Source organism: Streptomyces sp. NPDC033966 (genome assembly GCF_055575955.1).
This window is the reverse complement of the sequence record NZ_JBVIRQ010000003.1, coordinates 403,611-426,857: the sequence shown is the minus strand read 5'-3', so window position 1 is coordinate 426,857 and position 23,247 is coordinate 403,611. Positions and strand designations below refer to the sequence as shown.

Below are 23,247 nucleotides of genomic sequence, written 5' to 3'. Positions count from 1 at the left end.
GGTCAGAGTAGAACCCGTTACAGGAATTGGGAAGGGCCGGGAGTTCCGTGTGGAACTCCCGGTACTCGCACGCAGCTCACGCGGCGGGGCGGGCGGGGCGGGGCGTTCAGCAGCCGCTCCCCCGCTGTGCGGTGCCCCCTCCGGACGGCGAAGCCTTCACCGTCCGACCCGGCACCGCGGGCGCCGCACCTTCAACGGCGGCGGTGCCGTCCTCCCGCTCAGTGGGATTTCCCCCTCCGGCTCCGCGGGTCAGGGCCGGGCCAGGACCGCGATCATCGCCTCGGCCGTCGCCGCCATCGCCGTGCGGGCGGCGGTGAGGTAGGGGCGGGGGTCGGCCGGGGTGAGGTGGGTGCGGATGGCACCGGTCATGGCCAGGTTGAGGGCGGTGCCGATGTTGACCTTGCGGATCCCGCCGGCCACGGCCGCCGCGAGTTCCCCGTCGGGCAGGCCGGAGGAGCCGTGCAGGACCAGCGGTACGTCCAGGGTCTTGGCGAGCCGGGCCAGCAGGGCGTGGTCGAGGGAGGCGGTCCGGGTGGTCATGGCGTGGCTGCTGCCGATGGCCACGGCCAGGGCGTCGACGCCGGAGTCGGCGACGAACCGCCGCGCCTCGTCCGGGTCGGTACGGGCGCCCGGCGCGTGCGGGTCGAGCGGCGCGGCCCCGTTCTTGCCGCCGACCTCGCCCAGTTCCGCTTCGATCCACAGCCCGTTGGCGTGGGCCCAGTCGGCGGCGGACCGGGTGGACTCCAGGTTCTCGGCGTAAGGCAGGTGCGCGGCGTCGTACATCACGGATCCGAACCCGGCGTCCGCGGCCTGCCGCAGCAGGTCGGGGCTCTTGACGTGGTCGAGGTGGAGCCCGACGGGCACCCGGGCGGCCTCCGCGCAGGCCGCGGCGGCCCGGGCGATGGGCAGCAGGGCTCCTCGGCGGAACTTCACGGCGTTCTCGCTGAGTTGCAGGATCACCGGCAGGCCGGCCCGTTCGGCGCCCTCGACCACGGCTTCGGCGTGTTCCAGGGTGATGATGTTGAAGGCCGCGACGGCGCCGCCGGCGGTGGCCGCCTCGGCGACGAGGGTCCCGGCGGGGGCGAGGCTCATCGGACCGCCCCCTCGCCCGCGGTGAGGATCACCGAGCGGGTGAGGTTGCGGGGCGCGTCCGGGTCCAGCCCCCGGTGCACCGCGACGGCGACGGCGAGGCGCTGCGCCCGGACCAGCTCGGCGAGCGGGTCGAGTTCCCCGTCCACCCATGCGGCGCCGGTCCCGAGGACCTGCTCGGCGATCCCGTCGGGGGTGCCGCCCAGCGACCAGGTGACGGAGCCGGGGCCGGTGACGCTGACGGGGCCGTGCCGGTACTCCATCGCGGGGTAGGCCTCGGCCCACGACAGGGAGGCCTCGCGCATCTTCAGGGCGGCCTCGTGGGCCAGGCCGACGCTCCAGCCCCGCCCGAGGAAGGTGAACTGGCCGCGCATCTCCAGCCCGGCCGGCAGCGGCAGGTCGAGGGCGGTGCGGGCGTCGGCGACCACGGAGGGGGTGTGGTCGCCGATGTGGGCCCGCAGCAGGGTGAGGGCGGTGGTGGCGAAGCGGGTCTGGACGACGGACCGCTCGTCGGCGAAGTCCAGTACGACGAGGTCGTCCGCGAGGGTCGTCACCGGGGTGTCCGGGTCCCCGATGACGGCGGTGGTCGGGATCCCCGCCTCCCGCAGTCCGGCCAGGAGGTCCAGCACCTCGGTGGTGGTCCCGGACCGGGTGAGGGCGACGACCCGGTCGTAGCGGCGGTGGCGGGGGAACTCCGAGGCGGGGAAGGCGTCCGTCTCCCCGTGCCCGGCCTCCTCGCGCAGGACGGCGGCGGCCTGTGCCATGTAGTACGAGGTCCCGCAGCCGATGACGGCGGTACGCTCGCCGGGCCCCGGGAGCACCGCCCGGTGGGCCGGGGCCAGTTCGGCGGCCCGTTCCCAGCTGTCGGGCTGCGTGGCCAACTCGTACGCGACGTGACTCATGCGGGCTCCTTGCGCGTTGGATGCGTACGTCGGCTGCGAACCGACCGGACTTCCCTGCGTGTTCCTGCAAGGTATCGGGCCGTTTCGCGCAACTTCAAGCACCTACGGGGTGATCCGCTGGGCTAATCTCGACGGCGGGGCCCGGCGGCACGCCGGGGGACGACAGGGAGGGGCGCCATGACCCGCAAGGAACGCTGGCAGAGACTGCTGGACCTGCTGGTGGAGCGGGACGGGCTGGAGGTGGAGGCCGCCGCCGGGGCGCTCGGCGTGTCCGCCGCGACCATCCGCCGCGACCTCGACCAGCTCGCCGAGCAGCAGCTGCTGGTCCGCACGCGCGGCGGGGCGGTGCCGCACGGGGTCTCGTACGAGCTCCCCCTGCGCTACCGCACCTCCCGCCGGGCCGCCGAGAAGCGCCGGATCAGTGAGGCCGTCGCGGCCCTGATCGCGCCGGGCGAGGTGATCGGCCTGACGGGCGGCACCACCACGACGGAGGTCGCCCGCGCCCTCGCGGCCCGCCCCGACCTCGCCGCGCCGGCCGGCGGTTCGCCCGCGCTCACGGTGGTCACCAACGCCCTGAACATCGCGGGCGAGTTGGTGATCCGGCCGCAGTTCAAGATCGTCCTCACGGGCGGGGTGGCCCGCCCCCAGTCGTACGAACTGACCGGCCCGCTGGCGCAGCAGACGCTCGGTCAGCTGTCGATGGACACCGCCGTGCTCGGCGTGGACGCCTTCGACCCGGCCGACGGCGCGGCGACCCGCCACGAGGACGAGGCCGCCGTCAACGCCCTGCTCTGCGAGCGGGCCCGCCGCCTGGTCGTCGCGGCGGACTCCACGAAGCTGGGCGTCCGCGCCTTCGCCCGTATCTGCGCCACCTCCGCCGTGGACGTCCTGGTGACGGACACCGCCCTGACGGAAGCCGCCGCCCGGCCCTTCCGGGACGCGGGCGTGGAAGTCGTACGGGTCTGACGGAGCCCCTTCCCGGCTCCCCGCTCAGCCCTGCTTCCCGAACCCCGCCAGCTGCCTGCGCGGGTCGAAGGTGACCCGGATCCGGGCGATCCTCCCGTCCTCCACGTGCATCCAGTTCGCCGTGGGCTCCGGCGGCGCGATGGTGGTGCACATGTCGAACCAGGTGATGACCTCGTCGCCTTCCGCCACCCGCGCCTTCACGTCGATCCGCTCCAGCACCCGGCCCATCCCCCTCAGTCCGGCCAGCGCCTCCTCCACCCCCGACGCCGTCGCCAGCGTCCCGACGAAGTCGACGTCCTCGGCCAGCAGCCCCCGCATGGTCTCGAAGTCGCCCGCCTCCCAGGCGGTGAAGTAGGTCTCGGCAAGCTCTCGCGCGCTCTTCGTCGTCGTCATGCCCCCACCCTCCCTCCCGGCCTCGCCATCCGTCCAACAGATGGATCCGATGCCACCTATCATCACGGGACATGGAGATGCATCAGCTGCGCTACTTCGCCGCCGTCGTGGACGAGGGCACCTTCACCGGCGCCGCCCATCGCCTGCACGTCAGCCAGTCGGGCATCAGCACCCAAGTGGCGAAGCTGGAGCGCGAGTTGGGGCAGCAGCTGCTCGACCGCGGCGGGCGCCGGGTGGGCCTCACGCCGGCCGGCGAGGCCGTCCTCCCCCTCGCGAAGACCGCCCTCGCCACCCTCGACGCCATCCGGCACACCGCCGCGGAGTTCGCCGACGCCGTCCGCGGCCGGGTCCGGCTCGGCATGATCACGGGCTGCTCGATCCCGCCCTTCCTGGACACCGTCGCCGACCTCGGCCGCACCCACCCCGGCATCGAACTCAGCCTGCACGAGGACTACTCCGACGTCCTCCAGGCCCAGGTCCTCGCCGGCTCCCTCGACCTGGCCCTGATCGGCTACGCGGGCGAGGCGGCCCCCGGGCTGGAGGCGGACGTCGTCATCGACGAGCCCATCGCCGCCGTCGTGCCGGCCGGGCACCCGCTCGACCGGGCGGAACTGCGGCTCGCCGGCCTCCGGGGCGAGAAGGTCCTCTGCCTCTCCCGGGGCACCGGCATCCGCGCCGCCTACGAGGACTCCTGCCGCCGGCTCGGCCTGGACCCCCGCGTGGACCTCGACGCCAGCTCCCCCGCCGCCCTGCTCCGCCTCGCCGAGCGCGGCGCGGGCGTCGCCGTCCTCAGCGCCTCCTCCGCCGAGGGCGCCGGCCTGCGCACGGTCCCGCTCACCGACGCGGCCACGCACGCCCGGCTCGGCCTCGTCGCCCACGGCGACCGGCACTCCCCGGCCGTACGGCTCCTGCGCACCGGACTCCTCGCGGCGCTGCGGGCCGGCTAAGCCACGTCTTCCGGATCAGGCCGGGCCGGTGGACGGCAAGAGCGCGCGTGCTCCCTTCCGCGGAAGTCCGCTCACCCCGGCGCGCCTCAGCCGAGCGGCGGCCAGGGACCCGCCAGCAGCCGCTCGGCCTCCGCGACGATCGCCCCCGCCCGCTGCTCCCGCGTGCCGCTCCGTACCGCCTCCCAGCTGTTGTGCGCGTCGACCTCGTCGACGAGCGGCTTGAGCGCCGGCGGCCGGTCCAACGCGCCCCAGCCTTCGTAGGTGATCACGTCACCACCGGCCCCGGGAGCCATGCTCCCGTTCACGATCAGCCGCAGCCACCAGCGCACGAGTTCCCAGCGGGCCGCCTCCCAGGGGATGCCGGTGTCGTCCACGGGAAGACCGTCCGACAGACCCGACTCGCCCAGCACCTGGTCGAAGAGCGTTTCGGCACGGTCGTACTCGGCCCGCGACAAGCCGGCGAGCAGCGGAAGCGACTCCGTCCCGACGTCGAGCACCAGGGCCGTGAGTCCTGCCTCGACCAGTTGGTGCGGGTGGTGCCGTCGGCCGATCAGGCGCTCCAGCGCCAGCATCCGCAGGTACTCGACGGCCTCCTGCGCACTGGTGGCGTAGGGGCTGTGCGGGGTGGGCGCGGTGGGGTCGGTGCCCGAACCGCTTTCGACGAAGTAGGACCAGAAGCCGACGGTCGAGCGGGCCGAGAGGCTTTCGGCCCGGCCGGTGAACTCGTGCCGTACGTAGTCGGCGAGGTCGTTCCCGTACAGGATGACGTCGGTCTGGTGGACGGACAGTACGGGGTGTCCCCACTCCCCCGCCGTGCCCGGCAGGTAGCGGTGGCCGTAGACGGGGACCAGCTGCGGTACGGCGGCCAGCGCGCACCTCGCGACCTGGAGGGCGTCGGACGTCCGCGCGGGCCTCGGGGGCCAGGCAGGGTGCCAGAAGCCGTTGCGCTCGACGTCGAAGAGCACGCCGTCGACCGGCTGGGAGAGCCGATCGGCCAGCTCCTCGGGGTCTCCGTCACGCCAGTCCGGCCAGCCCCGTGACCCGTGCGGCAGGCCGGCGGAGAGGAAGACCCTGTGGTCCACCGAGAAGGTGAAGCCGAACCGCGCCTCGACCGCGTCGAGTTCCCGCTCGCTCAGGCCCGGCCCGATGTCGGCCCGGATCATGTCCTGAAGGTCCCGGGCGACTTCCAGGGTCAGCGGTGGAGGTGACTGCGCGGCCATCCCGGGAGAATACCAACCGGTGCGGGGACCAGCCTGCCGGTGAGGGGCGGTGCGCGACAGCACCCGCCCCCAGGCCGGCCCGGCCGTGATCCGCCGTGATCCGCCGTGATCCGCCGGACAGGGCCTAGCCGAGACGGGCGGCGATGGTGCGGGCGCAGGCCATGGATTCGGTGTGCGTGGTGTCCACCTCCAGGTCGTAGGAGACCCCCTCGTGGACCACGGCCGCCTGGGAGGCGGCCATGCCCGGGGTGCGGTCACCGCGGGCGATCTCCCGGCCCGCGGCGGCCTCGGGGTCGCACCGGACGGCGACCCACAGCACCTTCAGGCCCTCCAGGGCGCGCAGCCAGCGCTTCTGGGACTCGGCACCGCCGAGGAAGACGTCGTCGACGACGATCCTGGCGCCGGCCCGGGCCATCGCCGCGATGCCCTCCATCCAGGCCGCCTCCAGCGCCCGGAACTCCGCCCCGACGCTCACGCCGCCGTCCTCGGCGAACACGATCCCCCCGGCGGACTCCCGCATCCTCGCGGGCAGTGAGTCGACGAAGGAGTCGCAGCCGTACGCCAGCCACGGCTCGGGCAGTTCGGCCTGGAGGCAGCGCACGATCCCGGACTTCCCCGAGCTGGACGCGCCGTTGAGAACGATCATCCGAATGGTCATCGCGCCACCGTAGGACGGCCGCCCGCCCGGTGGGTAGCGGGTTTCGGCCGGGGCGTTCTCAGTGCGCCGGGACCCGCTGGGCCTCGCGGGTCAACGCCGCCAGGACCGGGGCGATCAGCGGGTGGGACTCGGCGCCGCGGCGGGTGGCGGCGAAGACCCGGCGGGTGGCTGCCGGGCCCGCGACCGGGCGTACCCGGACCTCATTGAGGTCCATGCCGCGCAGCGCGGAACGCGGCACCAGCGCCACCCCCGCGCCCGCGCCGACCAGGGCGGTCACCGCCCGGAAGTCGTCGGAGGAGTGCACGAAGCGCGGCTGGAAGCCGGCCAGTTCGCACGCCAGCAGGGTCACGTCGTAGCAGGGGTTGCCCGGGTACTGGCCGACCCAGTCCGCGTCGGAGAGGTCCGCCAGCGCCACGGCGGGCAGGCCGGCGAGCGGGTGCCCGGCGGGCAGCACCGCGTCGAAGGGCTCCGCGTACAGCGGGAGCACCGACAGCCGCCCGTCGTCGGCGCCCGGAGCGCCCCGGTACTCCACCGCGAGGGCCAGGTCGGCCTCCCCGTCGAGCAGCAGCGGCAGGCTCTGGTCGCCCTCCGCGTCCCGGACCCGCAGCCGGATCCCCGGGTGTTCCAGGGCGAGGCGGGCGATGGCGGGGGCCAGTACCTCGGCGATGCCGGTGGCGAAGGCCGCCACCGTGACCTCGCCGGCGGAACCGCCCGCGTAGGCGGCGAGTTCCGCCTCGGCGCGCTCCAGCTGGGCCAGCACCTCGTGGGCGTGGCCCAGCAGGATCTCCCCGGCCGCGGTGAGCCGTACGCCCCGGCCGCTGCGGGTCAGCAGCGCGTGGCCGGTCTCCTGTTCCAGCGCGGCGAGCTGCTGGGAGACGGCGGAGGGGGTGAGGTACAGCGCTGCGGCCGCGGCGGTCACCGTACGGTGGTCCGCCACGGCCCGCAGGACGCGCAGCCGGCGGGGGTCGATCACACCCCCATGATGTCAGCCCTGAGCAGCGGAAAGCGCCGCGCGGGCGTCCACGAAGGCGGCCACCGCGCGCTCCACGTCGGCCGTCGAGTGGGCCGCCGAGAGCTGGACGCGGATACGGGCCGCGCCGAGCGGAACGACCGGGTACGAGAAGCCGATCACGTACACGCCGCGCTCCAGCAGCAGCTCCGCCATCCGGCCGGCCTCGGCGGCGTCGCCGATCATGACGGGGGCGATGGCGTGGTCGCCGGGCAGGATCTCGAAGCCGGCCTCGGTCATCTTCGTGCGGAACAGCTTGGTGTTGTCCGCGAGCCGCTCGCGCAGGTCGCCGGCGGACTCCAGCAGGTCGAGGACCTTCAGGGAGGCGGCGGCGATGACCGGGGCGAGGGAGTTGGAGAAGAGGTACGGGCGCGAGCGCTGGCGCAGCAGCTCGACGATCTCGGTGCGGGCGGCGACGTAGCCGCCGGAGGCGCCGCCGAGGGCCTTGCCGAGGGTGCCGGTGATGATGTCGACGCGGTCCATGACCCCGTGCAGCTCGGGGGTGCCGCGGCCGCCGGGGCCGACGAAGCCGACGGCGTGCGAGTCGTCGACCATGACCATGGCGTCGTAGCGGTCGGCGAGGTCGCAGATCTCCTGGAGGGGGGCGACGTAGCCGTCCATGGAGAAGACGCCGTCGGTGACGATGAGCTTGCGGCGGGCGCCGCCCTCGGTGGCCTCCTTGAGGCGCGCCTCCAGCTCGGCCATGTCGCGGTTGGCGTAGCGGAAGCGGCGGGCCTTGGAGAGGCGGATGCCGTCGATGATCGAGGCGTGGTTGAGGGCGTCGGAGATCACGGCGTCCTCGGCGCCGAGCAGGGTCTCGAAGACACCGCCGTTGGCGTCGAAGCAGGAGGAGTAGAGGATCGTGTCCTCCTGGCCGAGGAAGGCCGACAGGCGGGCCTCCAGCTCCTTGTGCACCTCCTGGGTGCCGCAGATGAAGCGGACCGAGGCCATGCCGTAGCCCCAGCGGTCGAGGGCGTCCTTGGCGGCGGCGACCACGTCGGGGTGGTCGGCCAGCCCGAGGTAGTTGTTGGCGCAGAAGTTCAGCACCTCGCCGGGGGCGCCGCCCGCGGTGACGGCGACGGCGGCGTTCTGCGGGGTGCCGATGACGCGCTCGGGCTTGTGCAGGCCCGCTGCGCGGATCTCGTCGAGGGTGGTGCGGAGGTCTTCGCGTACGGACTCGAACATGGGCTTCGGTTTCTCCTTGTGCGGATCGCCGTCCGGCGGACGGGGAGGAGGGGCCGGGCCCCGCGGAGGGGGGAGGGTGTGCGGGGCCCGGCCCGGAGGGAGATGGTCTTGTGGTTGCGGCGGCGGGCTCCCGCCCGGGACGACGGTAGCGGCTGCCGGTGCCGCGGGCGGGGGTCCTGCGGTACGTGGCCGAGGCGCCATTGCCTCCGGCCCCGGTGCAGGTCCACGGCTCGGCCCCCGGACCCGGAACCCGGACCCCGCTCGGGTCCGGACCCCGCTCGGGTCCGGACCCCGCTCGGATCCGGGTTCCGGGTCCGGGTCCGGTTCCGCGTCCGGGTTCCGGGTCCGGATCCGGGGCTCGGACCCGGGTCGGCGCGCAGGCGAACAGCAGGCGGCCTGCCCGGAACCCAGCCCGGGGTCCGGGCCCGGGGGGCTTGAGTCCGGGGTCCGGACGAGGTCCAGGTGCGGATCCCGGACCCGGGGCACGGACCCGGATCCAGGGCTCGGACCCGGGGCACGGACCCGGATCCAGGGCTCGGACCCGGGGCACGGACCCGGATCCAGGGCTCGGACCCGGGGCACGGACCCGGGGCACGGACTCAGACCCGGGCCTCGGACTCAGGCACAGGGCTTGGACTCAGGCCCAGGCCTCAGGCCTGGATCAGGGTTCGGATCCGGGCCCGGATCCGGGGACCTGGCCCGGCCCCGGCCGGGGCCTGAAACCCGGCCCGGGCTCGGGGCGCCGGGGGTTCCGGGGCCGGTCCCGGCCGGGTAGCCGGGCTACCGGCCCGCCCCGGGGCCGGAGCGGGGCCCACCCGGGTGGGCCGCCGGAGGCCTACGCCGTCCAGTCGAGGATGATCTTGCCGCTGCGGGCGGTCGCGGCCTCGTCGAAGGCGGCCTGGAAGTCGCGGTGCGAGTAGCGGCCGGTGATGACCGGGGACAGGTCGAGCCCGCCCTCCAGCAGCACCGTCATCGCGTACCAGGTCTCGAACATCTCGCGTCCGTAGATCCCCTTGATGGTGATCATCGAGGTGACGACCTTCGCCCAGTCCACCGGGAACTCCTGGGCCGGCAGGCCGAGCATCGCGATCTTGCCGCCGTGCGTCATGTTGTCGATCATGTCGCGCATCGCCTCCGCGCGGCCCGACATCTCCAGGCCGACGTCGAAGCCCTCGCGCAGCCCCAGCCGCGTCTGCGCCTCGGCGATGGAGGACTCGGCGACGTTCACCGCGAGCGTGGCGCCCGCCTTGCGGGCGATCTCCAGCCGCTCGGGGCTGACGTCGGTGATGACCACGCTGCGCGCGCCGGCGTGCTTGGCGACGGCCGCCGCCATGATGCCGATCGGGCCCGCGCCCGTGATCAGCACGTCCTCGCCGACCAGCGGGAAGGACAGCGCGGTGTGCACGGCGTTGCCGAAGGGGTCGAAGATGGCCGCCACGTCCAGGTCCACGGCCGTCCGGTGCACCCACACGTTCTGCGCGGGGAGCACCACGTACTCCGCGAAGGCGCCGTCGCGGCCGACCCCGAGCCCGATCGTGGAGCGGCACAGGTGGCGGCGGCCGGCCAGGCAGTTGCGGCACTTGCCGCACACCAGGTGGCCCTCGCCGCTGACCAGGGCGCCGGTCTCGATGTCGCGGACGTCCGCGCCGACCGCCGCGACCTCGCCGACGAACTCGTGGCCGAGCACGAGCGGGGTCTTGACGGCGCCCTGCGCCCAGCCGTCCCAGGCACGGATGTGCAGGTCGGTGCCGCAGATACCGGTCCGCAGCACCTTGATCAGCACGTCGCCGGGGCCGTACTCGGGCTCGGGGACGTCCATGAGCCACAGCCCGGGCTCGGCCTTGTGCTTGACGAGTGCCTTCATGGCGGTGGCTCCAGGCATGCGAAGGGGGGTGTTGCCGATCCCGCTGGGACGCGGGTGGCGTTGGTGACGGACACCAATCTGCCGATCGTCGCGGTGATCAGTCCATCGAGACTTTCTTAAGCGGGTCGACAGCGCAGCTTCACGCCTATGCTCCTCCCTGGACGGGGATGGGGCCCGGGGGCGGGAGCCGCGCTATGGTCCCTCACCGGGGAAAAGGGGAGGTGAGGGGCGTGCCGAGTCTGCGCAGCAGGGCGCTTTCGGCCGCACTGGTGGCGACGGGGCGGCGAAGACGGTTCGCGACCGCCGAGGCGGTCCGGGCGGCGGTCGCGCAGGCGGCCCGCAGGCCCGCCTCGCATCTGCCGCCGCGCTCGCTGGGCCGGGTCGCGGAACTGTCGCGGACCTTCGTCGGGGCCTGGCCGGTGTACGACGCCTCGCCGCGCGGGCAGGAGCCCGTGGCACGGGTGCTGTACGTGCACGGCGGCGCGTACATCGACGAGCTGGTCCGGCCGCACTGGTCGCTGATCCGGACCCTGGTGACCCGGGCCCGGGCCCGGGTGGTCGTCCCGGCGTACGTGCTCGCCCCGCGCGGTACCGCCGACCGGAACGTCCCCGTGGCCGCGGATCTGCTGAGCGGTCTGATCGAGAGCGGCGGCGCCGGCGGGACGGTGCTGATCGGGGACTCCGCGGGCGCCGGGCTGGCGCTGGCCGCCGCGCAGCGGCTGCGGGAGCGGACCGGGGCGCAGCCGTCGCGGATCGTGCTGATCTCCCCCTGGCTCGACCTGAGCATGAGCCACCCGGGCCAGGCCGCGCTGGAGGCGGCCGATCCGGTGCTGGCCCGGGCCGGGCTGGCCGAGGCGGGACGGCTGTACGCGGGGACCCTCGCGACGGACGACCCCCGGGTGAGCCCGCTGCACGGCTCCTTCGAGGGGCTGGCGCCGCTGACGGTGTTCACCGGGACCCGGGACGTGCTGGCCACCGACAGCCACGAGCTGCGGCGGCGGGCCGGCGCGGCCGGGGCGCGGGTGGAGTGGCACGAGGAGCCGGGGATGCCGCACGCGTACCCGCTGCTGCCGGTCCCGGAGGGGCGGGCGGCCCTGGACAGGATCGTCGAGCTCGTCGGGGAGACCGCCGACCAGGACTGAGACTAGGCGGTGCACGTCATCAGCGAGCTGACCGGCCAGGCGCGGTACGCCGTCCAGTACGCCTCGTCGCGCGCGGCGTCGGCGGGCGGGGTGCGGGAGGGCTGCCAGCCGACGGTGCTGAAGCCGGCGTCGACGGCGGCTTCGGCGAAGTCGGCGTGCGCCCATTCGCGGTACTCGAAGTGCTGCGGGGGCTCGGTCAGGAACTGCGCCTTCAGCAGCGGGGCGTCACCGTCCGGCACCCGGTCGAGGATGCGCATCCCGTACGGGGACCAGTCCACCCGCGGGTACGCCCCCGGGTTGCGCACGAGCGTCAGCAGCCGCCCTCCGGGGCGCAGGTTGGCGCGGATGCCGCGGAACATGGCGTGCAGGGCCGCCCGGTCGGGGGCGTGGCTGAACACGTAGACGGCGGTGGCCAGGTCGAAGGGGCCGAGCTGCGGCATGTCGGCGGCGTCCGCGACCACGTACTCGACGGGGGTGGACGGGGGCGCGGAAGCCCGGGCCCGGCGGACCCGGTCCGGGCAGTTGTCGACGCCGACGGTGCGCCGGGCGCCGCCGCTCGCCAGCAGTGCGGCGGTGCCGCCGTGCCCGCAGGCCACGTCGAGGGTGTCGAGGTCGCGGACCCCGCCGAGGGCGTCGAGTGCGGTGCGGAGGGTGTAGGCGTCGGCGGCCGTGAACGCCGCGCGGGGTGCCGGGTGCGTGTCGTCGTACTGGTGTCGCATGCCGGATGCCTCCCCGGCGGGGGCGCGGACGACGGCGTGCGCGGCGGCCTGTTCCCCCCTTCGGGGGAGGCGTTCGGCGCATCGCCGCTTCCCGGTGCCGTGTCTTCCGGATCAGCCCGGCAGCAGTTCGCGGGCGCAGGCGCGCAGCCAGACGTGCGCCGGGTCCGCGTCGTGGCGGGGGTGCCAGGCGAGCCCGACCGGCAGCGGCGGCAGCTCCAGGGGGACCTCGAAGGTGACGAGGCCGAGCGCTTCGGTCTGCGGGGCGGTCCGGGAGGCGGCCAGGCCGATCAGATCGGTCTGGCGCAGCACCAGGAGGGAGGCCGAGAACGAGGCCATGCTGCCCACCACCCGGCGGGCCAGGCCCCGCTCCGCGAGGGCTTCGTCGACCGGCCCCTCCAGCCGGCCGCGCCGCGACACGGTCAGGTGCTCCCCGGCGGCGAACCGGCGGGCGGTGACCGGCCCGCGCAGCAGCGGGTGCCCACTGCGTACGACGCCGAGCACGCGGTCGTCGAAGAGGTGCTCGGTGCGCACCTCGGGCGAACGGGTGTCGATGACGCCGAACTCCAGGTCCGCGACCCCTTCGCGGAGCATCGGGAGGTCGACGTGGCTCTCGGAGAGGAACCGCAGCCGCACCCCCGGGGCCTCGCGGGCCGTCCGCCGGAAGAGGGCGGCGCCGAACGCGGCGGCGAAGGAGTCGTGGGCCAGGACGGTGAAGGTGCGGGTCAGGGTCGCCAGGTCCACCCGGCCGCCCGTGAGGAACAGGGCGCGGGCGCGTTCCACCACGGCCCGTACCTCCCCCTGGACGGAGAGGGCGTGCGGGGTGGGGACCATCGTGCGCCCGGCACGGACGAGCACGGGGTCGCCGAGGGCCTTGCGGATCCGGCCCAGGGTCCGGCTCATGGCGGGCTCGGAGAGGTGCAGGCGGGCGGCGGCCCGGGAGACGCTCGACTCCTCCAGGAGGACGTCGAGGGCGACGAGCAGGTTGAGGTCCACCCCGGGCAGCCCGGATCCGGATTGCGTCACGCGCATTCATCCCTTGCAGAACTTGCACTGGAAAGCAGGTGGGGCCAACCCTACGGTGGTTCCCGGGGCGATCGGGCCGGACGACCGGCCCTCCCCCGCCCCCTTCCACCACCCTTCACCGACTCCGAGGAGGAGCCGTGCTCCGCCATGCCCGCACACCGTCCCCGGCCCGGACCGAGTCCCCGCGCGGGACGGAAGGGGCCACCGCGCCCGGACCGTCCGGCCCCGGGCTGTCCCGCCCCGCCCTGCTGGTGCTGTGCGCCTGCGTGCTCGTCGCGCAGGGCATGGTCGCCGCCGTGAACCTGCTGATCCCCGAGCTCGCCGCCTCCACCCTGCGCCCGGCCCCGGGCCAGCTGCTGTGGACGGTCGACGCGTACGTGATCGTCTTCGCCGCGCTGCTGATCCCGGCCGGGGCCCTGGGCGACCGGTACGGCCGCAAGGGCGCGCTGCTGGCCGGACTCGGACTGTTCTCCGCGGGCGCGGCGCTCAGCGCCCTCGCCGCCGGACCGGCGGCGCTGATCGCCGGACGCGGGCTGTCCGGGGCCGGGGCGGCGCTGGTCATGCCCGCCACCATGTCCGTGCTGGTCCACTTGACCCCGCCCGAGCGGCGCGGGCAGGCGCTGGCCACCTGGACGCTGTCCGCCGGCCTCGGGGGCCTTGCGGGCAACGTGTTCGGCGGCCTGGCCGGGGAGTTCCTCACCTGGCGGGCCCTGTTCTGGGGGGTCGTCCCGCTGGGCGCGCTGCTCGCCCTCGCCGTGGCCGTCGCGGTGCCGCGCACTCCTTCGCGCGCCGACGCGGCCGTCGATCCGCTCGGGGCCCTGGTCCTGGCCGGGGCGCTGTTCTCGGTGGTCCACGGGATCATCGAGGGGCCCTCGTACGGCTGGTCCTCGGTCCGCGTCCTGGGCTCCTTCGGGGCCGGGGCGGTGCTGCTGGCCGTCTTCACCGGGTACGCGCTGCGCGCCGCCCGCCCGCTGCTGGACCCGCGGGTCTTCGCCTCGCGCGGGCTGCGGGCGGGGACGCTGGGCATCGGCGCCGCCTTCTTCGGGCTGTTCTCCCTCTTCTTCGTCAACGCCCAGTACCTCCAGTACGCCAAGGGCTTCTCGCCGGCCCTGGCGGGGCTGGCGATCGTCCCGCTCACGGTCGGCATGGCGGTGGTGCCCAGGCTGGGCGCGCGGCTCACCGAGCGGACCGGGCCCCGGCTGCCGGTCGGGGCGGGGCTGCTCCTGATCGCGGCCGGGCTGCTGCTGGTGTCCACCGCCGACGCTGGCACCCCGTACGCCGTGTACGGCGGCTACCTGCTGGTGCTGTCAGTCGGGACCGGGCTGTGCGCACCCCCGCTGACCCTGACGGTGGTCGCGCAGCTGCCGCCGCACCAGGCGGGGCTGGGCTCGGGGCTGAACACCGCCGCCCGGGAGATCGGCGCGGCGCTGGGCGTGGCGGTGGTCGGCACGGTGCTGGCCTCCCGCTTCCACGGGAACCCGGCGGATCCCGCGCAGGCGGCCGCCTTCACCGACGCCATGGGGGCGGCACTGCGCACGGTGGCGTTCGTACTGCTCGCCGCCGCGGCGGCGGTGGTCCGGGGGTACCGCGGGAGCGGCCCGGGGCGAACGGGTGCAGCCGCCGGGGCCGAGGGCGCATCCTGACTGTGTGACGGCGAGAGCGGACGGTGTGGGCCCGGCCTCCGTCGCCAGGAACCGGGCGCTCGCGCGGGCGGCGGTGGCTGCCGTGGAGGCCGTCGGCGGTCACGCGGGCGGGGTCTACCTGCGCTCGGGCACGGACGGGCTGCTGCGGATGGCGGTGGTCACGGGCCTGCCGGGGCGGCTGTTCCGGCCGTGGTGGCGGATGCAGGTGAACCGGCCGTACCCGGTCGCCGAGGCGTACCGCACCGGGCAGTCGGTGCACCTGCCGGACGCGGAGGCGGCGATGCGGCGCTTCCCCCAGCTGATGGCCGGGCTGCCCTTCCCCTTCGGGTCGTTCTACGAGCCGGTCGGCACCGGGCCGGAGCGGTTCGGGGTGCTGCTGGTGCTGCGGCCGGCGACGCCGGGGGCGGTGCTCGGGGCCGCTGAGCGGGAGCGGCTGCGGGAGGCCGCCGCCGGGCTGGCCGGGGAGCTGGACGCGCTGCGCGCCGCCGGGGAGGCGGTGCTGTGGGACGGCGACCCGTTGTGCGTGCCCTTGCCCGCGACGGGTGCGGAGGAGGCCCGGGAGGCCGTGGACCGGCTCGGGACGGCGGTGCTGTCCGTGGACCGGCAGGGTGCCGTCGCCTTCGCCAACACCGCCGCCGAGGAGTTGCTCGGGCGTCCCGCGCCCCTGCTGCACGGGCGCGCGCTGTGGGAGGTGCTGCCCTGGCTCGGCCATTCCGCCTACGAGGACCATTTCCGCGGGGTGTTCGTCTCCGGCGAGCCCGTGCGCTTCACGGCCCGGCGGGTGCCCGCCGGTCCGGACACCGGGGCCGGCGCCGGGGCCGGCGCCGGGGCCGGGGCCGGACCGGCCGCCGAGTGGCTGTCGGTGGGCCTGTTCCCGGGCCCCTCGGGGGTGACGGTGACCCTGGAGGCCGCCGAGCCGCCCGCCTACGCGCCGGGGTCGGTGGCCCGGCCCGGCGCCGGACTCGGTTCGCCCGCGGACCGGGCCTCCTCCCTGTACCGGCCGGTGGCCCTGGCCATCGCGCTGACCGAGGCGGTCACCGCGCGCCAGGTGTCGGCGGTGGTCACCGAGGAGCTGCTGCCCGCGTTCGGCGGCCGGCAGCTGGCCATCTACATGCTCGACGAACGGCACCTGTACCTCGCCTGGGAGACGGGTTTCCCCAAGGGGTTCCTGAGCCGCTTCGACGGGGTCTCGCTCCACGAGCGGCTGCCGGGGGTGGAGACCCTGACCTCGGGCCGGCCGCTGTTCTTCGAGTCGATGGAACACCTGGCCGCGGCCTATCCGGGGATCCCGCTGGACGCCGATGTCGGGGCCCGCGCCTTCCTGCCGCTGATCGCCTCCGGCCGCCCGGTCGGCTCCTGCATCCTCGGCTTCGACGAGCGGCGCGGCTTCAGTCCCGAGGAGCGTACGGTCCTCACGGCGCTGGCCGGTCTGATCGCGCAGGCCCTGGAGCGGGCCCGGCGCTACGACAGCGAGGCGGCGCTGGCCCGGGGGCTCCAGGCGGCCCTGCTGCCGCACCGGTTGCCGGTGCGGGAGGAGGTGACCACGGTGGGCCGGTACCTGCCCGGGACGGACGGCATGGAGGTCGGCGGCGACTGGTACGACGTCATCGAGACGGACGGGGGCCGGCTGGCGCTGGTCATCGGGGACGTCCAGGGCCACGGGGTGGCGGCCGCCGCCACCATGGGCCAACTGCGCAGCGCCGTACGGGCCTTCGCGCTCAGCGGGAACACCCCGGACCAGGTGGTGCGGGGCACGAACCAGCTGCTGATCGACCTGGACCCGGGCCAGTTCGCCAGCTGCTGCTACGTCCTGCTGGACCCGGGCTCCGGCCGCGCCCTGGCCGCCCGCGCCGGGCACCCGCAGCCGCTGCTGCGGCACGCCGACGGCCGGGCGGAGGTGCTGGACCTGGCGGGCGGGGTGGTGCTCGGCGTCGACCCCGGGGCCCGGTACCCGGTGACGGAGCTGGCGCTGGCTCCCGCCGAGGTTCTGGCCCTGTACACGGACGGGCTGGTGGAGACCCCGGGGGCGGACATCGACGACGGGGTGGAGCGGCTGCGGACGGCGCTGGCCGCGGCCCGGCCGTCCCCGCTGGCGGAGACGGCCGACCGGCTGGTCGCCGAGGCGGCCCGGACCCCGGACCGCCCGGACGACATCGCCCTGCTGCTGGCCTCCCGCACCGCTAACGGAGCGCCCGGGCGGCCTTCTTGAGGAGGAACGGGTCCTGCGGGTCGGGGACCGGCGCGGGGGCGGGGGTCCGGGCCCCGGCGGCCGACGGGCACAGGGCCTGGTCCTGGAGTGCGCCGAGGGCCGTGTCGACGGGGTGCGGAAGGGGGCGGCCGTCGGCGTCCGGGCGCTGGTACTTCTGGAGGTTGAAGCCGACCGCGTACTGCCGTCGCGATCTCGTGCCTGGAATTCTCGCGGCCCGCCGCCGGGCGCCCATCGGCCCCGGGGACGATCCCGGCGCATGCGGCATAGGCCCCCAGGCCCATCCACACCTCCCGCCCGGCTCCCACCCGGCCGGCTCGGGAGGTCTCCTGGCCCTGGGCAAAGCGGAGGGAAATTCATTGGATCTCGCTGCGGTTCCCGCACACCCCGGCCGGGCAACATTTACGCGGCCTTGACACCGGAATCGGGTAGCCGGAGGGGTGATCCACGATGGATTCCGCAGGTGAACAGCTATTGACCTGCGGATCTCGTGGAGCTTGCATAGCGGCCCGGGAGCCACTCGAACGAAGTGCCCACCACCGCCCCGGAGGCGATACCGCTCCCGTACTCCTTCACCGCACTGCCGATCGGAACCTCGCACCGATGACTGACACGATCAGCGCACCACAGGCCCTCGCCCCGGCCACCGGCCCCATCCCGCAGAAGCTCAAGCGTTCCATCGGCGTCGTCGGCGGGACCCTGCTCACGCTGTCGTGCGTGACGCCCGCCTCGACCCTCTTCGTCGTCGTGCCCGACCTCTTCTCCGGTCTCGGCACCTGGACCGCGCTCACCATCGCCATCGGCTCGCTGCTCTGCGTGGGCGTGGCCTTCTGCTACTCGGAGCTGGGCACGCTCATCCCCAGTGCCGGCGGCGAGTACGCCATGGTCTCCACCCTCGCGGGCCGGCTCGCCGGCTGGCTCGTCTTCGTGCTGTCCCTGCTCGTGGTGATGATCGTGCCGCCCGTGATCGCCATGGGTACGGCCGACTACCTCTCCCCGGTGATCGACGTACCGGCTCCGCTGGCCGGCGCCGGCGTGATGCTGCTCGCCACCCTCGCCGGTCTGCTGGACCTGCGCGCCAACGCCTGGATCACGGGCGTCTTCCTCGTGCTGGAGGTGGTCGCCGCCGCGCTGGTCGCCGTGCTCGGCTTCGCCCACAGCGAGCGGGGCGCCGACGCCCTGGTGCACGGCTCGGTGGCCGCCGAGGGCGGCGGCGTCTCCACGGTGACGGCCATGATGGTGGTCTCCGGGCTGGCGATCGCGCTCTTCGTCACCCAGGGCTTCTCCACCGCGGTCTACCTCTCCGAGGAGCTGGAGCAGCCGCGCCGCAACGTCCCGCGGACCGTGCTCGCGACCCTCGCGATCTCCTCCGCCGTCATCCTGGTCCCGGTCATCGCGATCACCGTGGGCGCCCCGGACCTGGAGGCGCTGACCTCCGGCGACCTCGGCGCGATGGTGACGGCCTGGTCGAACTCGGCCGTCGGCACCTTCGTCAGCCTCTGCGTGGCCCTGGCCATCGTCAACGCCGGCATCGTGATGGTCATCCAGAACTCCCGGGTGCTGTTCGCCTCGGCCCGCGACAAGGCCTGGCCCGAGCCGGTCAACCGCGGCCTGTCGCGGCTGGGCCGCTTCGGCTCCCCCTGGGTGGCCACGCTGCTGGTCGGCCTGCCGGGCGCGGCGATGTGCTTCGTCAACCTCGACACCCTGTACGGGGTGACCGGCGTGTCGGTGACCGGCATGTACCTGCTGGTCGCGGTGGCCGCGCTGTTCAGCCGGCGCGGGGCGCACGGGGAGAAGGCCGCCTGGCGGATGCCGCTGTGGCCGGCCGTGCCGATCGTGCTGATCCTCGTCTTCGCGTACATCCTGACCCAGCAGGAGACCCAGTACCTGCTGTGGACCGGTGGCATCACCGCCGTGGCCACCCTCTACTGGGCGCTGTACCTGCGGCCGCACAAGGACTCGCGCTGGCTGGTCAGCATCCCCGGCACGGAGGACGAGCCGGCGGCCTGACCGTTCCGGCGGGTCGTCCGGGGGGCCGTCGCGGTTCGCGGCGGCCCCCCGCCCGTGTGCGCGGGGTCAGCCGGCCGCTTCGGTACCGGACAGGGCGATGGCGGTGTTGACCAGGCCGACGTGGCTGAACGCCTGCGGGAAGTTGCCGAGCTGGCGCCCGGTGCGGGTGTCGTACTCCTCGGCGAGCAGGCCCACGTCGTTGCGCACCGCCAGCAGCTTCTCGAACAGCTCGCGGGCCTCCTTGGTCCGGCCGGTCATGTGCAGGGCGTCGGCCATCCAGAACGAGCAGGCCAGGAAGGTGCCCTCGTCCCCGGGCAGTCCGTCGACGGAAGGCCCTTCGGTGCTGTAGCGGCGGACCAGGCCGCTGCTCCCCAGCTCCGCCCGGACGGCGTCGACCGTGCCGATCACACGGGGGTCGTCGGGCGGGAGGAAACCGACGCGGGGGATGAGCAGGGTGGCCGCGTCCAGCTCGCGGGAGCCGTAGTACTGGGTGAACGTGCCCCGCTCGGGGTCGTAGCCCTTGTCGCAGACGTCGCGGTGCACCTCGTCCCGCATGGCCCGCCAGCGCTCCACGTCGCCCGGCAGGTGCGGGGCGTTCTCCAGGGTCCGTACGGCCCGGTCGGCGGCGACCCAGGCCATCACCTTGGAGTGGGTGAAGTGGCGGCGCGGGCCGCGCACCTCCCACAGTCCCTCGTCCGGGCGGTGCCAGTTGCGCTCCAGGAAGTCGAGGAGGGCGAGCTGGATCTTCCAGGCGTGCCGTTCCGAGGCCAGCCCGGAGGCCCGCGCGAGGTGCAGGGCGTCGAGGACCTCTCCGTACACGTCCAGCTGGAGCTGGTCCACGGCGGCGTTGCCGACCCGGACCGGGGCGGAGCCGGCGTAGCCGCGCAGCCAGGGCAGTTCGGTCTCGGGGATGCGGCGCTCGCCGGCGATGCCGTACATGATCTGCAGGTCGGCCGGGTCGCCCGCGACGGCACGCAGCAGCCAGGCCCGCCAGGCCCGTGCCTCGTCGAGGAAGCCGGTGGACAGCAGGGCGCCCAGGGTGAGGGTGGCGTCGCGGAGCCAGCAGTAGCGGTAGTCCCAGTTGCGGACGCCGCCGATCTCCTCGGGCAGGGAGGTCGTCGCGGCGGCGGCGATCCCGCCGGTGGGGGCGAAGGTGAGGGCCTTGAGGGTGATCAGCGACCGGGTGACGGCCTCCTTGTAAGGGCCGTCGTAGCGGCACTGGGCGGCCCACTCCCGCCAGTCGGCGAGGCTCTGCTCCAGTGCCTCGTACGGGTTGACGGGCTCGGGGCGCGGCTCGTGCGAGGCGTGCCAGGTCAGCACGAAGGCGACCTTCTCGCCGGGGCCGACGGTGAACTCCGAGCGGGTGCTGCGGTCCTCGCCCCAGGTCCGTACGGGCGGCTCGCTGCGGAACCAGGCCGAGTCGGGTCCGGCGACGGCGACCCGGTCGCCCTCGCTGCGCCGGACCCAGGGGACGACGTGGCCGTAGTCGAAGCGCAGCCGCAGGGTGCTGCGGACGGTGACCCGGCCGGAGACCCCTTCGACGATCCGCATCACGTCGGGCGCTTCGTCGCGCTGAGGCATGAAGTCGACGACCTTGACGGTGCCCTCGTCGGTCTCCCAGTACGACTCCAGGACCGGCGAGCCGTCCAGGTAGGCCCGCCGCGTGCACCGTTCGCCGTTCTCGGCGGCGGCCGGGGCGATGCGCCAGTGGCCGTTCTCCTTGTTGCCGAGGAGGGCGGCGAAGCAGGCGGCGGAGTCGAAGTGCGGCAGGCACAGCCAGTCGATGGACCCGTCACGGCCGACCAGGGCGCAGGTCATCAGGTCGCCGATGAGTGCGTAGTCTTCGATGGGTTGTGTCATTCATCCGCTTTTCCCGCAAACTCCGGGGGTCAATCAGCCCGCCCGGGGCTGGGCGGCGGCGCGGGCGTCCTCCCCACCGTCGGCGAGGTGCGGCCGGCCGCCCCCAAGACACGGCCGGGCACGGCACTAGCTGCGGACGAAGAGCGTCACGGCGGCGAGGACCACGCCGAGGGCGAGGGCCTGGGCGCCGAGGGCGAGGCGGTGGGTGCGCAGGGCGGGGACGGACAGCAGCCGGTCGACGGCGTGGCGGCCGGGGCCGGCCAGGGTGAGGGCGGCGGCGGCCACGGCGAGCAGGAGCTCGTACTCCATGCCCTTCGGGGCGAAGAAGGCGCCGGTGCCGTGGACGGCCAGGGCGTTGATCATCGTGCCGGTGACGGCCGCCCCGGCGAGCGGGGTGAGCAGGCCGAGGGCGAGGCCGAGGCCGCCGAGGGTCTCGGTCAGGCCGGCGAGGGCGGCCATGGCGTCACCCGCCGGGTAGCCGCTGGCGGTGAAGAACTGGCCGGTGCCGCCGATCCCGCCGCCGCCGAACCAGCCGAAGAGCTTCTGGGTGCCGTGGGCGGCCACCGTGAGGCCGAGGACGACGCGCAGCAGGAGCAGTCCGGCGTCGTAGGAGGAGGTGTCGGCGGCGGGGGCGGCCGGGGCGGCGGCGGTCTTGGTCGCGGTGGCGGTGGCGGTGGCGCTGCTCATGGGGGGTCCTTCCGGTCGGGCGGCCCGAGGGGATTGGTTCAAATTCGAACCTGCTTGAGCCCGACCATAGCCATTGATTCAAATTCGAACAACTCGTGTACCCTGGCGCCATGGCTGAACCGAGATGGCTGGACGACCGCGAGATGCGGGCCTGGAGGGGCTTCCTGGCCGCCTCCGCCCTGGTGAACCGGCGGCTCGACCAGCAGCTGAAGGACGATTCCGGACTCTCCCACCCCCAGTACGAGATCCTCGTGCGGCTCGCCGCGGCGCCCGACCGGGAACTGCGCATGACGGAACTCGCCAACGGGCTGATCAACTCCAAGAGCGGCCTGACCTACCAGGTCGGCCAGATGGAGAAGGCCGGCCTGGTCCGCCGCCGCAGCTGCCCCTCGGACGTCCGGGGCGTCTTCGCCGTCCTCACGGACGCGGGCCGCGCTCGCCTGGAGGAAGCCGCCCCCGGCCACGTCACGGCGGTCCGCGAGGCCCTCGTGGACGTCCTCACCCCCGAACAGCTGGACGCCCTCGCCGACGGCCTCGGCGAGGTGAGCCGCCGCCTGCGCGAACAGGGCGCCTGAAGCAAGACCCTCCCCCGCGCCGCGTCCGCGTTCCGCCACCCCGGCGGGACCCTCTGCCATACCGTCGGCAGCAGGTCACAGGACACGACTCCACCGCACCGGGAGGTTTCCGTGAAGATGCTCATCAACTCACCCGACACCGTGGTCTCCGACGCGCTGCGCGGCATGGCGGCCGCGCACCCCGAGCTCGACGTCGACGTGGAGCGGCAGGTCGTCCTGCGGCGGGACGCGCGGGCCGGCGGCCGGGTCGGGCTGGTTTCCGGGGGCGGGTCCGGGCACGAGCCGCTGCACGCCGGGTTCGTGGGGCCCGGGATGCTCTCGGCCGCCTGCGCCGGCGCCGTGTTCACCTCGCCGGTACCCGACCAGATGTTGCACGCGGCCGGTGCCGTGGACGCCGGGCAGGGGGTGCTGTTCGTCGTCAAGAACTACACCGGGGACGTGCTGAACTTCCAGATGGCCGCCGAGCTGGCGGAGGAGGACGGCCTGCGGGTGGAGCGGGTGCTCGTCGACGACGACGTCGCCGTGACCGACAGCCTGTACACGGCGGGGCGGCGCGGCACGGGCGCGACCCTGTTCGTGGAGAAGATCGCCGGAGCCGCCGCCGAGGAGGGGGCGCCGCTGGAGCGGGTCGCCGCCCTCGCCCGGCGGGTCAACGACTCCTCCCGCAGTTTCGGGGTGGCGCTCAGCGCCTGCACCACGCCCGCGAAGGGCAGTCCGACCTTCGACCTCCCCGACGGGGAGCTGGAGTTGGGCGTGGGGATCCACGGCGAACCCGGCCGGGAGCGGCACGCCATGATGACCTCGCGGGAGATCGCCGAGGTGGCGGTGGGAGCCGTACTGGACGACCTGGCGGAGACGGGACCACTGGGCGGTCCGGTGCTGCTGCTGGTCAACGGGATGGGAGCGACCCCGCTGCTGGAGCTGTACGGGTTCCACGCGGAGGTGGCCGCGGTCCTGGCCGCGCGGGGCGTGCCGGTGGCCCGGGCGCTCGTCGGGAACTACGTCACTTCCCTGGACATGGCAGGCTGTTCGGTGACCGTGTGCCGGGCGGACGAGGAGCTGCTGCGGCTGTGGGACGCGCCGGTGCGGACGGCCGCCCTGCGCTGGGGCTGCTGAGCGCGTGGCGGACGTACGGGAAGGCGGAGGAGA

General features: G+C 74.5%; 21 protein-coding genes. 8 read left to right on the top strand and 13 right to left on the bottom strand.

The window, feature by feature from the left end:
* Window positions 1-249: 249 nt before the first annotated feature.
* Together ACZ518_RS10880 and ACZ518_RS10875 are read right to left on the bottom strand one after the other, a co-directional pair.
* Window positions 250-1,092: a class II fructose-bisphosphate aldolase gene (locus tag ACZ518_RS10880; RefSeq protein ID WP_469112696.1), complete on the bottom strand. Its 843-nt coding sequence runs from the start codon at window positions 1,090-1,092 to the stop codon at window positions 250-252.
* Window positions 1,089-1,991 (bottom strand): SIS domain-containing protein, encoded by a 903-nt coding sequence (locus ACZ518_RS10875; RefSeq protein ID WP_469112695.1) that lies wholly within the window; start codon window positions 1,989-1,991, stop codon window positions 1,089-1,091. The genes ACZ518_RS10880 and ACZ518_RS10875 overlap by 4 nt, the downstream gene beginning before the upstream one ends.
* A gap of 177 nt (window positions 1,992-2,168) precedes the next feature.
* Between ACZ518_RS10875 and ACZ518_RS10870 the strand changes: the two genes are divergently transcribed.
* A complete protein-coding gene (locus ACZ518_RS10870) occupies window positions 2,169-2,957 on the top strand; it encodes a DeoR/GlpR family DNA-binding transcription regulator (RefSeq protein ID WP_469112694.1) in 789 nt (262 codons plus the stop codon).
* A 24-nt stretch (window positions 2,958-2,981) separates the two neighbouring features.
* On the opposite strand, the gene ACZ518_RS10865 is transcribed toward ACZ518_RS10870, so the two are convergent.
* Window positions 2,982-3,350: a nuclear transport factor 2 family protein gene (locus tag ACZ518_RS10865; protein WP_469112693.1), complete on the bottom strand. Its 369-nt coding sequence runs from the start codon at window positions 3,348-3,350 to the stop codon at window positions 2,982-2,984.
* Between the two features lie 71 nt (window positions 3,351-3,421).
* Between ACZ518_RS10865 and ACZ518_RS10860 the strand changes: the two genes are divergently transcribed.
* The gene (locus tag ACZ518_RS10860; RefSeq protein ID WP_469112692.1) at window positions 3,422-4,297 is read left to right on the top strand and encodes a LysR family transcriptional regulator; all 876 of its coding nucleotides are present in this window, start codon (window positions 3,422-3,424) and stop codon (window positions 4,295-4,297) included.
* An 86-nt stretch (window positions 4,298-4,383) separates the two neighbouring features.
* On the opposite strand, the gene ACZ518_RS10855 is transcribed toward ACZ518_RS10860, so the two are convergent.
* From ACZ518_RS10855 to tdh, 5 genes are all read right to left on the bottom strand, one after another.
* Window positions 4,384-5,517, bottom strand: coding sequence for an SMI1/KNR4 family protein (locus tag ACZ518_RS10855; RefSeq protein WP_469112691.1), 1,134 nt, complete (start codon window positions 5,515-5,517; stop codon window positions 4,384-4,386).
* A gap of 124 nt (window positions 5,518-5,641) precedes the next feature.
* Window positions 5,642-6,175, bottom strand: a complete 534-nt coding sequence (gene cpt / locus ACZ518_RS10850; RefSeq protein ID WP_469112690.1) for a chloramphenicol phosphotransferase CPT — start codon at window positions 6,173-6,175, stop codon at window positions 5,642-5,644.
* 58 nt (window positions 6,176-6,233) lie between these two features.
* Window positions 6,234-7,148, bottom strand: a complete 915-nt coding sequence (locus ACZ518_RS10845; protein WP_469112689.1) for a LysR family transcriptional regulator — start codon at window positions 7,146-7,148, stop codon at window positions 6,234-6,236.
* A 12-nt stretch (window positions 7,149-7,160) separates the two neighbouring features.
* A complete protein-coding gene (locus tag ACZ518_RS10840; protein WP_469112688.1) occupies window positions 7,161-8,369 on the bottom strand; it encodes a glycine C-acetyltransferase in 1,209 nt (402 codons plus the stop codon).
* Between the two features lie 835 nt (window positions 8,370-9,204).
* Window positions 9,205-10,233, bottom strand: a complete 1,029-nt coding sequence (gene tdh / locus ACZ518_RS10835; protein WP_469112949.1) for an L-threonine 3-dehydrogenase — start codon at window positions 10,231-10,233, stop codon at window positions 9,205-9,207.
* Window positions 10,234-10,463: 230 nt separating this feature from the next.
* On the opposite strand from tdh, the gene ACZ518_RS10830 reads away from it, so the two are divergent.
* Window positions 10,464-11,375: an alpha/beta hydrolase fold domain-containing protein gene (locus ACZ518_RS10830; RefSeq protein ID WP_469112687.1), complete on the top strand. Its 912-nt coding sequence runs from the start codon at window positions 10,464-10,466 to the stop codon at window positions 11,373-11,375.
* 2 nt (window positions 11,376-11,377) lie between these two features.
* Here ACZ518_RS10830 and ACZ518_RS10825 read toward each other — a convergent pair whose 3' ends face one another.
* Together ACZ518_RS10825 and ACZ518_RS10820 are read right to left on the bottom strand one after the other, a co-directional pair.
* On the bottom strand, window positions 11,378-12,094 hold the full coding sequence (locus ACZ518_RS10825) for a class I SAM-dependent methyltransferase (RefSeq protein ID WP_469112686.1): 717 nt from the start codon (window positions 12,092-12,094) through the stop codon (window positions 11,378-11,380).
* A 111-nt stretch (window positions 12,095-12,205) separates the two neighbouring features.
* On the bottom strand, window positions 12,206-13,123 hold the full coding sequence (locus ACZ518_RS10820; protein WP_469112685.1) for a LysR family transcriptional regulator: 918 nt from the start codon (window positions 13,121-13,123) through the stop codon (window positions 12,206-12,208).
* Window positions 13,124-13,347: 224 nt separating this feature from the next.
* Here ACZ518_RS10820 and ACZ518_RS10815 point away from each other — a divergent pair, with 224 nt between their 5' ends.
* Window positions 13,348-14,760 carry an MFS transporter gene (locus ACZ518_RS10815; protein ID WP_469112948.1) on the top strand — a complete coding sequence of 471 codons (1,413 nt, stop codon included), beginning with the start codon at window positions 13,348-13,350 and terminating at the stop codon, window positions 14,758-14,760.
* Window positions 14,761-14,764: 4 nt separating this feature from the next.
* Window positions 14,765-16,969, top strand: a complete 2,205-nt coding sequence (locus ACZ518_RS10810; protein WP_469112684.1) for a PP2C family protein-serine/threonine phosphatase — start codon at window positions 14,765-14,767, stop codon at window positions 16,967-16,969.
* Here the strand turns inward: ACZ518_RS10810 and ACZ518_RS10805 are convergent.
* Window positions 16,941-17,201, bottom strand: a complete 261-nt coding sequence (locus tag ACZ518_RS10805) for a hypothetical protein (RefSeq protein ID WP_469112683.1) — start codon at window positions 17,199-17,201, stop codon at window positions 16,941-16,943. The two genes, ACZ518_RS10810 and ACZ518_RS10805, sit on opposite strands and share 29 nt — an antisense overlap.
* A gap of 368 nt (window positions 17,202-17,569) precedes the next feature.
* Between ACZ518_RS10805 and ACZ518_RS10800 the strand changes: the two genes are divergently transcribed.
* Window positions 17,570-18,976, top strand: a complete 1,407-nt coding sequence (locus tag ACZ518_RS10800; protein ID WP_469112682.1) for an APC family permease — start codon at window positions 17,570-17,572, stop codon at window positions 18,974-18,976.
* Between the two features lie 66 nt (window positions 18,977-19,042).
* On the opposite strand, the gene ACZ518_RS10795 is transcribed toward ACZ518_RS10800, so the two are convergent.
* Both ACZ518_RS10795 and ACZ518_RS10790 read right to left on the bottom strand, forming a co-directional pair.
* Window positions 19,043-20,836 carry a glycoside hydrolase family 15 protein gene (locus ACZ518_RS10795; protein WP_469112681.1) on the bottom strand — a complete coding sequence of 598 codons (1,794 nt, stop codon included), beginning with the start codon at window positions 20,834-20,836 and terminating at the stop codon, window positions 19,043-19,045.
* 126 nt (window positions 20,837-20,962) lie between these two features.
* Window positions 20,963-21,523 (bottom strand): DoxX family membrane protein, encoded by a 561-nt coding sequence (locus ACZ518_RS10790; protein ID WP_469112680.1) that lies wholly within the window; start codon window positions 21,521-21,523, stop codon window positions 20,963-20,965.
* 110 nt (window positions 21,524-21,633) lie between these two features.
* Between ACZ518_RS10790 and ACZ518_RS10785 the strand changes: the two genes are divergently transcribed.
* Window positions 21,634-22,098 (top strand): MarR family winged helix-turn-helix transcriptional regulator, encoded by a 465-nt coding sequence (locus ACZ518_RS10785; RefSeq protein WP_469112679.1) that lies wholly within the window; start codon window positions 21,634-21,636, stop codon window positions 22,096-22,098.
* A gap of 117 nt (window positions 22,099-22,215) precedes the next feature.
* The gene (gene dhaK / locus ACZ518_RS10780; RefSeq protein ID WP_469112947.1) at window positions 22,216-23,214 is read left to right on the top strand and encodes a dihydroxyacetone kinase subunit DhaK; all 999 of its coding nucleotides are present in this window, start codon (window positions 22,216-22,218) and stop codon (window positions 23,212-23,214) included.
* The last annotated feature ends 33 nt before the right edge of the window (window positions 23,215-23,247 follow it).